A 12,347-nucleotide genomic window follows, 5' to 3' on the forward strand; every position below is an offset into this window, starting at 1 on the left:
AGGATGACGGGTGTTAGTCGGCGTCGTAACCCAGGTTTGGCGCCAGCCAGCGTTCAACTTCGGCGACCGGCATATTCTTACGCGCGGCGTAGTCTTCGACCTGATCGCGCTGAATCTGCGCCACGGCGAAATATTTGCTGTCCGGGTGGCTGAAGTACCAGCCAGAAACAGCCGCTCCCGGCCACATCGCAAAAGATTCGGTCAGTTGCATGCCGGTGTTGGCTTCCACATCCAGCAACGTCCAGATCTGACCTTTTTCCGTATGTTCCGGACAGGCCGGATAACCCGGCGCCGGGCGTATCCCCTGGTAATTCTCGCGGATCAGCTCTTCATTGCTCAGGTTCTCGTTGGCCGCAAAGCCCCAGTACACCTTACGCACTTTCTCATGCAAATATTCCGCAAAGGCCTCCGCCAGGCGGTCAGCCAGCGCTTTGATCATGATTTTATTGTAGTCGTCGTGCTGCCTGTCATAGGCCTCGGCCAGCGCGTCTTCCTCCAGCCCGCCGGTCACGGCGAATGCGCCCATGTAATCTTTCTTACCGCTGGATTTCGGGGCGACAAAGTCAGCCAGGCAGTAGTTGGCAAAATCGGTTTTTTCCGTTTGCTGGCGCAGATGATGGCTGACAACCAGCACATCCTGACGACGCTCATCGCTGTAGATCTCAATATCATCGCCCTTGCGGTTTGCCGGGAACAGGCCGACAACGCCACGCGGGTTGAGTAATTTCTCTGCGGAGAGTTTATCGAGCAGGTCGTTGGCATCTTTAAACAGGCGCTTCGCCTCTTCGCCGACCACTTCGTCTTCAAGAATGCGCGGATATTTTCCGGCCAGCGACCAGGTCATAAAGAACGGCGTCCAGTCGATGTAATTGCGCAGCGTTTCAATGCTGGCTTCCACTTTCTGTACGCCCAGACGGTGCGCCACCGGCGGCGTGTAGCTTTCCCAGTCAATGGTGGTGGCGTTATCACGCGCGACCTCCAGACTGACCGGCGGCGTGCGTGGCTTTTTACGTCCATGCTGAATACGCACGGTGTCGTACTCTTTGCGCGTGCGCTCGATGAAAGGGTCGCGCTGTTCATCGGACAGCAGCGCAGACACCACGCCCACTGAACGCGAGGCGTTTTGTACATAGACCGTCGGGCCGCTGTAGTTTTGTTCGATTTTAACGGCGGTGTGCGCTTTGGAGGTCGTTGCGCCGCCAATCAGCAGCGGCATTGTGAAGCCACGTCGCTCCATCTCTTTGGCCACGTTCACCATTTCATCCAGCGAAGGTGTGATCAGGCCGGAAAGCCCGATGATATCGACCTTTTCTTCGATGGCCGTTTTCAGAATTTTGTCAGTCGCGACCATCACGCCAAGATCAATAATCTCGTAGTTATTACACTGCAACACCACACCGACGATATTTTTGCCGATGTCATGCACATCGCCTTTCACCGTAGCCAGCAGGATTTTGCCGTTGGTTTTGCCTTTCTCTTTGCTGGCTTCAATGTACGGCTCGAGGTAAGCCACGGCCTGCTTCATCACGCGGGCAGATTTCACCACCTGCGGCAGAAACATTTTACCGGCGCCGAATAAATCGCCCACCACGTTCATGCCGTCCATCAGCGGCCCTTCGATCACTTCAATCGGGCGCGCAGCCTGCTGGCGGCACTCTTCCGTATCCAGTTCGATAAACTCGGTAATGCCTTTAATCAGCGAGTATTCGAGACGTTTTTTTACATCCCATCCGCGCCATTCGGCCTGCTGCTTATTAGCTTCCCCATCATCTTTATTGCCGCGATATTTCTCCGCCAGATCGAGCAGGCGCTCAGTACCGTCGTCGCGCCGGTTAAGGATCACGTCTTCAACGGCATCGCGCAGTTCAGCCGGGAGATCATCATAAATGGCTAACTGACCGGCGTTAACAATCCCCATATCCATACCGTTCTGGATGGCGTGATAGAGGAAAACGGCGTGAATGGCTTCGCGAACGTGGTCATTACCGCGAAACGAGAATGAGACGTTGGAAACACCGCCGGAAATCAGCGCGTGCGGCAGCTGTGCTTTGATATCTGCGCAGGCCTCAATGAAATCGACAGCATAGTTGTTGTGCTCTTCGATGCCGGTGGCGACCGCAAAAATGTTCGGGTCGAAAATGATGTCTTCCGGCGGAAAGCCGACTTTCTCTGTCAGCAATTTATAGGCACGACGGCAGATTTCTATTTTGCGTTTGCGGGTATCAGCCTGCCCGGTTTCATCGAAGGCCATTACCACCACGGCGGCACCGTAGCGGCGAACCATGCGTGCATGATGCAGGAAAGCTTCCTCGCCCTCTTTCATGGAGATCGAGTTAACAATGCCTTTTCCCTGAATGCATTTCAGGCCCTGTTCTATGACGTTCCATTTGGAGGAATCGATCATGATCGGCACACGGGCAATATCCGGTTCACCGGCAATCAGATTGAGGAAGCGCACCATCGCCGCTTCCGCGTCGAGCATTCCCTCATCCATATTAATATCAATGATTTGCGCGCCGCTTTCCACCTGCTGGCGGGCGACGGCGAGCGCTTCTGCGTATTTTTCTTCTTTGATCAGCCGCTTAAAACGGGCGGAACCGGTCACGTTAGTTCGTTCGCCGACGTTCACAAACAGCGTTTTCGCATCGATGGTCAGCGGTTCAAGCCCCGCCAGACGACAGGCAACCGGAATGTCAGGCAGAACGCGCGGCGGCACGCCTTCTACGGCTTTCACCATCGCCGCGATATGCGCGGGCGTGGTGCCACAACAGCCACCGACGATGTTCAGAAAGCCAGAACGGGCCCACTCACCGATGTGCTCCGCCATTTCTTTGGCTTCCAGATCGTACTCACCAAAGGCGTTCGGCAGACCGGCATTCGGGTGGGCGGTGACGTAGCATTCCGCGATACGTGATAGTTCGGCGACATATTCGCGCAATTCATCCGGCCCGAGTGCGCAGTTAAGACCAAAGGTCAGCGGCTTAATGTGACGCAGTGAGTTGTAAAAGGCCTCGGTGGTCTGGCCTGATAAGGTTCGTCCGGAGGCGTCGGTGATGGTACCGGAAACCATCACCGGCAGCACGATGCCCAGTGCTTCAAATTCAGTTTCTACCGCAAAGGTGGCGGCTTTGGCGTTAAGCGTGTCGAAAACGGTTTCGATCATGATCAAATCCGCGCCACCTTTAACCAGCGCGCGGGTAGATTCCCGGTAGGCTTCGACCAGTTGATCAAAAGAAACGTTGCGATACGCCGGATCGTTCACATCCGGGGAAATCGAGGCGGTACGGTTAGTCGGCCCTAACACACCGGCCACATAACGCGGTTTGTCCGGCGTGCGGGCGGTCCACTCATCGGCGCACTGGCGCGCCAGCCGGGCCGCTTCGTAGTTAATTTCAGCTGACAGCGATTCCATATGGTAGTCAGCCATCGCGATGGTGGTCGAGTTAAAGGTGTTGGTTTCGAGGATATCGGCACCAGCAGCCAGGTAGCCATTGTGGATCTCGACGATCACTTCAGGTTTGGAGAGCACCAGAAGATCATTATTGCCTTTAAGATCGCTTTCCCAGTCAGCAAAACGTTCGCCACGGTAGTCCTCTTCTTCCAGACGATAGCTTTGGATCATGGTGCCCATACCACCGTCCAGAACCAAAATGCGCTGTGCCAGCTGCTTATGTAGCGCCTCTACTCGATTAGTCACTTTCACCTCATCACCCATCACGCACACCCGGCAAATTGTTCATTTCTGCGCCGGAAATTATGGTCAACATCCTAGCATACCTTCCCCGGCCAAAAGGCCGCGCCGACGTGAGACTTTTTCAATTCGGGAAGACATCCCGCAAATAGCGTGCAACACATCGGATGAGCGCAAAGGCAGGTTGCGATCCATACTGTAAAAACGAAAACCAATTCCAAAAACGATTTTTTCTTTGCCAGTCTTTGGCGCATCTTATAAGGAACAGACTCATGGCAACTTCCGCATCCACTCCGGCCAAACGTGTTAAAAAACCTAAAGCCGCTGCCGCGACAGGCAGCGCCGCCACCGGGCAGGTGCAATCCCTGACACGTGGACTGAAATTGCTGGAATACATTGCCGAAGCTCAGGGCAGCGTGGCGCTGACCGATCTGGCACAGCAGGCCGGTTTACCGAATTCCACCACCCACCGTTTGCTGACCACCATGCAACAGCAGGGGTTTGTTCGTCAGGTCGGCGATTTGGGTTTGTGGACCATCGGTTCACATGCCTTTGTGGTGGGTAGCAGCTTCCTGCAAAGTCGTAATTTACTGGCGATGGTGCACCCGATGCTGCGCCGTCTGATGGAGGAATCTGGAGAAACGGTGAATCTGGCGGTACTGGATCACAGTGATTATCAGGCGATCATCATCGATCAGGTGCAATGCAATGCGCTGATGCGCATGTCCGCCCCCATCGGCGGAAAATTACCGATGCATGCTTCGGGCGCGGGGAAAGCTTTTCTTTCCACGCTGCCGGAAGAGCGGCTGGTGAAGTTGCTGCATAAAATCGGATTGCACAGCTACACGCCGCTGACCAAAACGTCACCGGTAAACCTGAAACAGGAGCTGGCCGACACCCGTAAACGTGGGTATGCCTTTGATGATGAGGAACATGCACTTGGCCTGCGCTGCGTGGCGACCTGCATTTACGATGAGCATAATGATGCGTATGCCGCTATTTCGATTTCAGGCCCGATCTCGCGCATCACCGACGATCGTGTGACCGAGTTAGGTGCATTAGTTATCCATGCAGCGAAAGAAATTACGCAAGCCTATGGCGGTGGTAAGCATTAAAAGAGAAAATAGCGCGGTAGCAAATGGGCCGAAAGGCAGGCTACGGATTTTCAAGGACAGTCAGGATAACCTCTGTTTTTGAAAAATAGCACCCGTGTTTTATAAGGATATTTCACATTGAATCACAGAGAATTAAAGTTGCTGGAAACCTATTTTTCTTTCGGACTTAAGGAAAAACATTTAGAAAGGATAAAAAAAGCCAATTCGCTAAAGTATCCTTTAATGCCAATGGAGGTTGTGTTGAACACCCCGCAAACTCCGGCAAGAAGAGATAAGATTTTTACTTTGCAACATAGCCTGGCCGAGGGTTATTCCATTACGCCTATTGAAGGATCCTCTATATTTAATCCGCCTTTAAATGGTCGTTTCTTGTTTGTTATTCTTTCCAGCAACCCTGCACAAATTTATTGCGGATTAGCTTACGACTCCATTAATCAGTTTTTAGCCTTCGAAAGTTCTGGCAGTAATAAATCTGACAGAGGCGCTGATGCAATGGGTAACGTATTTAATTCGACCACCCGGTGCGAAGTTGAAGGGCATACTTCACTGACACAATGCCAGGACGTGCTTTTTGCCGGAGACATGCTTTTCAATCATCGTACTTTAGTATCATGGAGTAACGCGAGCGGGCATTATCAACCTGCACCGGACCGCCGTCATACGAATCTCTATCCTAATATTAAGAAAATCCTTCCGGAAAGCCTTTTTAGTGCGTATGACTTCGAATGCCTGAGTACGGGCGCTGACAGACAATTTAGCTCGGCAGGTTCTGCAAGTTCGCGGGGCATGTCCGATATTTCAAGTTTTTCCTCCTTTGGCTCTCATTGCAGCAGGGCATCCAATGTGAGTGACGGATATAACAGCTAAATAATCTCAGAATTTTTAATTATATATCAGGGTATTCAATGCCCTGATATATTTTTCAGACGCTGCTTTTGTCTGTAGGCATAAACATCTTCCACATGACCGCTCAGGATCCTTTGCTGGAGTCTTTGCCAGTAATCTGTTTTAAAGATATCGCCGTGTAGATTTTCCAGCACATGCCGAATGCGCGGATCAGTACACAGGAAATACCGAAACTCTTCCGGGAAAACATCTTGTGGCGCGATGCTGTACCAGGGTTCGCTGGCGAGTTCATCTTCGGGATAACGCGGTGCAGGGATATTGCGGAAATTCACTTCTGTCATATAACAAATTTCGTCGTAATCATAGAACACTACCCGTCCGTGGCGGGTGACACCGAAATTTTTAAACAACATGTCACCCGGAAAAACATTAGCCGCTGCCAGTTGTTTTATCGCGTTGCCATATTCTTCAATCACATCATACAGTTGCTGATCCCTCGCCTGTTCCAGATAGATATTCAGCGGTGTCATGCGTCTTTCAATGTAGAGATGTCGAAGCGCAATGCTGTTTCCCAGATCTTCTATTTTGGCCGGCACTTCGCGTAGTAATTCTGCCATGAGTTCAGGGCTGATATTTTTCTTCTCCAGAATAAAATGCTCGAACTCCTGGGTATCCGCCATTCGCCCCACGCGGTCGTGTTCTTTCACCAGCTGGTAGCACGCCATAACCTGCGCTTCGGTGACCTCTTTTTGAGGTGAAAAACGGTCTTTTATCACTTTAAACACCCGGTCACTGCCTGGCAGGGTAAACACCAGCATCACCATTCCTTTTACGCCCGGTGCAATAATGAACGATTCATTTGTCTGCGCCATAAAGCGTAAATGCTCACGGTAGCATTCGGTTTTGGCGTGCTTCTGGCAGCCGATCGCGCTGTAAAGTTCAGCGGTGGTTTTAGCGGGTAAAATCTCGCGCAACCATTCCACCAGCGTGCCCGGCTGCGGGGCATACACCATAAAATAGGAACGGGCAAAACCAAACACGATGCTGGCGTCATCACTGCCCGTCAGGCAGGCATCGACAAATAATTCGTTTTTATGGCTCAGATGTACCGGCAGCAACAGCGGAAAAGTCTGCTGATTAACGCGGATTTTTCCAATGACCCACGCCGCTTTGTTGCGGTAGAAAATTTCAGTCGCCATTTCAAGAACCGCATCTGACAGGTCTGCCACGTCAAAACGCTGCTTCAGCACGGTGATGATTAATCCGACGTCACGCCGGGCGTCTTCCCAGGGTAAACGTATCGGCAAATCATCAAGCACTTTCCCGAGGCAATCGGCGAGTTGACCCTGTACCGGATACTGTCTGGCTAACGGACGCGCGCAATGTTGCGGACGGTGAACCGGCTGTTCACTGAAAATAAAGAGTTTGTCTGCGGTCAGATCCCGATGTTTAAAGATCCGGCAGTAGACGGAATTAAAGAAACTTTCGGCAATTTCTGCCCGCGGATAGTCTGGCAGTAACCCGGAATAACAGCGCTTAACGCGGATAAGGAATGCCGCATCATAAAAATGCGGACCGGTAATGCATTTCAGCTGCGCGACCACCAGCCCGACATGATGATCATAAAGATGGATCCGCTGTTTCATCGCCGCCTGCACGGCTGACCAGTCTGCCTGCTCGAAACGCTGCTGAGCCCCCGCTGTCACTTCCAGAAAACGGCCATACTGTGCATCGAATCCCTGCAAAATCGTCTGAGCAATCAACAACTCTATGCGCATAGTCTGGGTTCCTGAAGGCGAAATGCCCGGCTGACACCGGGCTGAAGAGAAATCAGTGAGGCGTCGGGGAAAACTGCTGTTCCTCCGTCGAACCGGTTAACGCAGTGACTGAAGAATGTCCCCCCTGAATGATGTTGGTGACTTTATCAAAGTAACCGGTCCCCACTTCCTGCTGATGCGAGGCAAAGGTATAGCCGCGCCCTATCGCCGCAAACTCCGGTTCCTGAACTTTTTCGACATAATGCTTCATGCCCTCACCCTGCGCGTAGGCATGTGCCAGATCAAACATGTTGAACCACATGCTATGGATGCCCGCCAGCGTGATGAACTGGTACTGATAGCCCATCGCAGCAAGCTGATCCTGGAAGCTGGCAATGGTCTTGTCGTCGAGATTTTTCTTCCAGTTAAAGGATGGCGAACAGTTATAAGCCAGTAATTTTCCGGGGAATTTGGCGTGAATGGCGTCCGCAAAACGCCGGGCCAGCGCCAGATCTGGCGTAGAGGTTTCGCACCAGACGATGTCCGCATAAGGCGCATACGCCAGTCCGCGGCTAATCGCCTGCCCGATACCGGCATTCGTGCGGTAAAAGCCTTCGTGTGTTCTCTCACCGGTAATAAACTGACTGTCATACGGGTCGCAGTCAGACGTCAGCAGATCCGCAGCGTCGGCGTCGGTTCGGGCAACCAGTAGCGTCGGCACGCCGAGCACATCCGCAGCCAGACGCGCAGACACCAGCTTCTGCACCGCTTCCTGAGTCGGCACTAACACCTTGCCGCCCATATGACCGCACTTTTTCACCGCAGCAAGCTGGTCTTCAAAATGGACCGCCGCCGCACCCGCTTCAATCATGGATTTCATCAGCTCAAAGGCATTGAGTACGCCGCCAAAACCGGCTTCAGCATCGGCCACAATCGGCAGGAAATAGTCGGTATATCCCGGCTGACCCGGTTCAATGTTATTCGACCATTGGATCTGATCTGCACGGCGGAAGGTGTTATTGATCCGCGCCACCACTTCAGGCACTGAATTCACCGGATATAACGACTGATCCGGATACATGCTCGAAGCCGTATTGGCGTCGGCGGCAACCTGCCAGCCGGAGAGATAGATGGCTTCAATACCGGCTTTTGCCTGCTGTAAAGCCTGACCGCCAGTCAACGCGCCGAGGCAGTTCACATAACCTTTGCGTGACGAGCCGTGCAATAAATTCCACAGACGGGAGGCTCCATGCTGAGCCAGTGTACATTCCGGATTGACAGAACCGCGCAGACTGATCACTTGTGCTGCAGTGTAGGGGCGGGTGATCCCTGCCCAGCGGGGTTGTTTCCATGTTTCTTCAAGCTGCTGAATTTGCTGATTACGTGTTGTTTTCATGGCGAGTGCTCCGGTCTTTTTATAAGTAGGGTAAGAAAGATCAGGCCAGCAGCTGATAGCCCGGCAGAGTCAGGAAATCGATGAGTTCGTCCTGTGTGGTGATTTTTTCCATCAATGCAGCGGCCTGTGTGAAGCGACCGGCGCTGAAACGCTGTTCCCCCAGCTCCTGTTGGATCACCAGCATTTCCTCATTCAGCATGCGCCGGAACATCGGCTTGGTAACAAGCTGGCCATCGCTGAGCGTTTTACCGTGGTGGATCCACTGCCAGATGGAGGTGCGGGAAATTTCTGCGGTCGCCGCATCTTCCATCAGCCCGTAAATCGGCACGCAGCCGTTGCCGGAAATCCAGGCTTCGATGTACTGCACGGCCACGCGGATATTGGCGCGCATTCCCTCTTCAGTCCGCTCGCCGGAACAAGGCTCCAGCAACTGCTCTGCGGTGATACCAGCATCTTCTTCACGTAATACCTCAAGCTGGTTTGAGCGATTACCCAGCACTTTATCGAACACTTCAAGCACGGTGTCAGCCAGCCCCGGATGCGCTATCCAGGTACCGTCATGCCCGTTTTTTGCCTCCAGCTCTTTGTCCGTTCTGACTTTGTTCAATACCCATTCGTTACGCCCGGCATCTTTGCTGGGAATAAATGCCGCCATTCCCCCCATCGCGAAGGCGCCGCGTCGATGGCAGGTTTTGATCAGTAATCGTGAGTAAGCGTTGAGGAAGGGCTGCGTCATGGTGACTGACTGGCGATCGGGAAGAACGCGATCGCCGTGATTTTTCAGCGTCTTGATATAGCTGAAGATGTAATCCCAGCGGCCACAATTCAGGCCAACGATGTGATCACGCAGGTGGTAAAGAATTTCGTCCATCTGAAAAACGGCGGGCAGGGTTTCAATCAGCACCGTCGCTTTGATCGTGCCGCGTGACAATCCCGCATAATCTTCGGCAAAGCTGAAGACCTTGCTCCACCAGTCAGCTTCCTGATAAGACTGCATTTTCGGCAGATAAAAATAAGGACCGCTGCCTTTTGATAACAAGGCGCGATGGTTGTGGAAAAAGTACAAAGCAAAATCAAACAGCGAACCGGGAATGGCTTCGCCCTGCCAGGTGACATGCTTTTCCGGCAGATGCAGACCCCGAACGCGGCAAATCAGCACGGCAGGGTCTGGCCTGAGCTGATAAATCTTGCCCGACTCATTGGTGTAGCTGATCGTGCCATTAACGGCGTCACGCAAGTTAATCTGCCCCTCGATGACTTTCTGCCAGTCCGGAGCCAGTGAATCTTCGAAATCCGCCATGAATACTTTTACATTGGCATTGAGCGCGTTAATGACCATTTTGCGTTCAACAGGGCCAGTGATTTCAACACGCCGGTCCTGTAAATCAGCAGGGATACTACGGATTTTCCATTCGGATTTTTTAATGGAATCAGTTTCCGAAATAAAATCAGGCAGCTCTCCCTGATCAATTCTCTGCTGTACAGCGATGCGTTCGGCCAGCAGGCGATTACGCTGTGGCGTGAAACGCATGACCAGTTCCGCAAGAAAATCGACGGCTTCCTCTGTCAGAATATGTGTTTCGTGCTCACCAAAACGGCGTGTGAAGCCAAGCTGACTGCGGATAATTTGCTCTGACATCGCTATTCTCCTGATTTATCTGCTTAATCTGCCAGACCGCCTCACTTAGCAGATACTTTTAGGGTAGAAAACAATCCAGCGTCGTCAGATGCAACGTTTGACGATTTGGCTCTGGTTATTTATTGCCCGATAGATTTAAGCGTAATCAGGATTTCCACAAAATCAAAAACGATTTCCATTTTATTTTAAATAAAAATAATTTGTATTTATGATCAATAAGATATGAAGAAAATTAATTTTCAAAAAATGATAATGAATTTCGTAATTGCATATGGAATATGACGAAGGGGGATTTCTTAGAAGGGATAAATCTGGCAGACGTTGAAATGGAACAGACGATCGCGGGGATCGTCTGTCAGAACGTGCAAAGTATTACTCGAGGGTAGGGTTCATCTGGCGAAGATCAAACGGTGTGATTTGATAAACGTAGTAATTCAACCAGTTAGTGAAGAGCAAATGCCCGTGGCTACGCCAGGTCGCTTTAGGAGAGAGCTCTACATTATCCTGCGGGAAATAGTTATAGGGCATATCGGGAGAAAGACCGGCCGCGACATCTCGCAGATATTCACCGGCCAGCGTGCCTGCATCATATTCAGGATGGCCTGTAACGAACGCCATACGCTTATCTTTCGTCGCGAAAAGGTAAGCACCCGCTTCCTCTGACTCCGCCAGTATGTCGAGATCTGTGTACTGACGCAGCACATCTGCCGGAAAATCAGCATAGCGTGAATGTGGAGCCAGGAAGGTTTCATCAAACCCGCGGGTGAGCAGTGCGACAGATTGCAACGTCTGGTGCGGATATACGCCCGAGAGCTTGGTTTCACGGGTCATCTTGGGTATGTCGTACAACACATTTAAAGCAGCCTGAACGGCCCAGCAGACAAACAGCGTTGACGTGACATGTTCTTTTGCCCAATGAATAACCCGTTCAATCTCAGGCCAGTAAGCTACATCACAAAAATCGACCAGACCAAGAGGTGCGCCCGTGACGATCAGACCATCATAATTGTCATGCTGGATATCTTCGAAATCACAGTAGAAATTATTCAAATGCTCGGCGGGTGTATTTTTTGACTCGCGGCTGTCGATACGCAGCAGCTGCACATCTATCTGCAATGGAGAGTTGGAAAGCAGCCGCAAAAACTGATTTTCAGTCTCAATTTTTTTCGGCATCAGGTTGAGAACCAGCACCTTAAGAGGACGGATTTCCTGGGTTTTCGCACGTGAAGAGGTCATGACAAAGACATTCTCATTGCGCAGGAAATTAACGGCTGGTAAATCATCTGGAACCCGGATCGGCATAACAACTTCCTCACTGCATCCATTTATACGTTTAGACTTCTAGACAGCCGAAGATAACGGTTTTTTGAATCAATGTCGAGCCTGCATCCGGTAAGTGAAAATGTTTCAGCTTAGGTTATTAATTTAGAGGATCTGGTTATAAAGAAAGGAAAATAAGGGGCGGAGAGAGATAAAAAGAATGCTTCAGGATGTCAATTTATGCGGGTAATTGAACAATTAATGAACACGATTACTCAAATTCCACACAGCAAAAAGCCCTGTACGTCAGTACAGGGCTTTCCACTTGTTTGATGCCTGGCAGTTCCCTACTCTCGCATGGGGAGACCCCACACTACCATCGGCGCTACGGCGTTTCACTTCTGAGTTCGGCATGGGGTCAGGTGGGACCACCGCGCTAGTGCCGCCAGGCAAATTCTGTTTCATCCATAACGCGCACCTTAAGTCAGGCTTGCACTACGAACCAATCTCGGAACATTCAGCTGAAAATCTACTTCAGAGCCACTCTAAAACACCTTTGGTGTTGTAAGGTTAAGCCTCTCGGGTCATTAGTACTGGTTAGCTCAATGCATCGCTGCACTTACACACCCAGCCTATCAACGTC

General features: G+C 51.5%; 7 protein-coding genes and 2 rRNA genes. 2 read left to right on the forward strand and 7 right to left on the reverse strand.

Annotated features, from left to right (window positions below; translation table 11 throughout):
- Positions 1–13 precede the first annotated feature (13 nt).
- On the reverse strand, positions 14–3,715 hold the full coding sequence (gene metH, locus ACO0U8_RS09420) for a methionine synthase (protein ID WP_421670654.1): 3,702 nt from the start codon (positions 3,713–3,715) through the stop codon (positions 14–16).
- Positions 3,716–3,963: 248 nt separating this feature from the next.
- Between metH and iclR the strand changes: the two genes are divergently transcribed.
- Both iclR and ACO0U8_RS09430 read left to right on the forward strand, forming a co-directional pair.
- Positions 3,964–4,806: a glyoxylate bypass operon transcriptional repressor IclR gene (gene iclR, locus ACO0U8_RS09425; protein WP_056775992.1), complete on the forward strand. Its 843-nt coding sequence runs from the start codon at positions 3,964–3,966 to the stop codon at positions 4,804–4,806.
- Positions 4,807–4,923: 117 nt separating this feature from the next.
- Positions 4,924–5,673 carry a hypothetical protein gene (locus ACO0U8_RS09430; protein ID WP_156361983.1) on the forward strand — a complete coding sequence of 250 codons (750 nt, stop codon included), beginning with the start codon at positions 4,924–4,926 and terminating at the stop codon, positions 5,671–5,673.
- A 35-nt stretch (positions 5,674–5,708) separates the two neighbouring features.
- Here the strand turns inward: ACO0U8_RS09430 and aceK are convergent, their stop codons facing one another.
- From aceK to ACO0U8_RS09460, 6 genes are all read right to left on the reverse strand, one after another.
- A complete protein-coding gene (gene aceK / locus ACO0U8_RS09435) occupies positions 5,709–7,430 on the reverse strand; it encodes a bifunctional isocitrate dehydrogenase kinase/phosphatase (protein WP_421670655.1) in 1,722 nt (573 codons plus the stop codon).
- A gap of 52 nt (positions 7,431–7,482) precedes the next feature.
- Positions 7,483–8,805, reverse strand: a complete 1,323-nt coding sequence (gene aceA / locus ACO0U8_RS09440; RefSeq protein WP_421670656.1) for an isocitrate lyase — start codon at positions 8,803–8,805, stop codon at positions 7,483–7,485.
- Between the two features lie 40 nt (positions 8,806–8,845).
- Entirely contained in the window at positions 8,846–10,444 is a 1,599-nt protein-coding gene (gene aceB / locus ACO0U8_RS09445; protein WP_390973962.1) for a malate synthase A, read from the reverse strand.
- 372 nt (positions 10,445–10,816) lie between these two features.
- On the reverse strand, positions 10,817–11,746 hold the full coding sequence (metA, locus tag ACO0U8_RS09450; RefSeq protein ID WP_056775984.1) for a homoserine O-acetyltransferase MetA: 930 nt from the start codon (positions 11,744–11,746) through the stop codon (positions 10,817–10,819).
- A gap of 292 nt (positions 11,747–12,038) precedes the next feature.
- Positions 12,039–12,154: ribosomal RNA gene (gene rrf / locus ACO0U8_RS09455) — 5S ribosomal RNA — on the reverse strand.
- A 116-nt stretch (positions 12,155–12,270) separates the two neighbouring features.
- Positions 12,271–12,347: ribosomal RNA gene (locus tag ACO0U8_RS09460) — 23S ribosomal RNA — on the reverse strand; the annotation flags it as partial.

Source organism: Rahnella sp. EDr1-12 (assembly GCF_049206505.1).
GTDB lineage: Bacteria > Pseudomonadota > Gammaproteobacteria > Enterobacterales > Enterobacteriaceae > Rahnella > Rahnella rivi.

Bases quoted from the DNA above. Each gene is read 5' to 3' on its own strand.
- aceB (WP_390973962.1), bottom strand. From the start codon at position 10,444: ATGTCAGAGCAAATTATCCGCAGTCAGCTTGGCTTCACACGCCGTTTT.
- aceA (WP_421670656.1), bottom strand. From the start codon at position 8,805: ATGAAAACAACACGTAATCAGCAAATTCAGCAGCTTGAAGAAACATGG.
- iclR (WP_056775992.1), top strand. From the start codon at position 3,964: ATGGCAACTTCCGCATCCACTCCGGCCAAACGTGTTAAAAAACCTAAA.
- metH (WP_421670654.1), bottom strand. From the start codon at position 3,715: ATGGGTGATGAGGTGAAAGTGACTAATCGAGTAGAGGCGCTACATAAG.
- aceK (WP_421670655.1), bottom strand. From the start codon at position 7,430: ATGCGCATAGAGTTGTTGATTGCTCAGACGATTTTGCAGGGATTCGAT.
- metA (WP_056775984.1), bottom strand. From the start codon at position 11,746: ATGCCGATCCGGGTTCCAGATGATTTACCAGCCGTTAATTTCCTGCGC.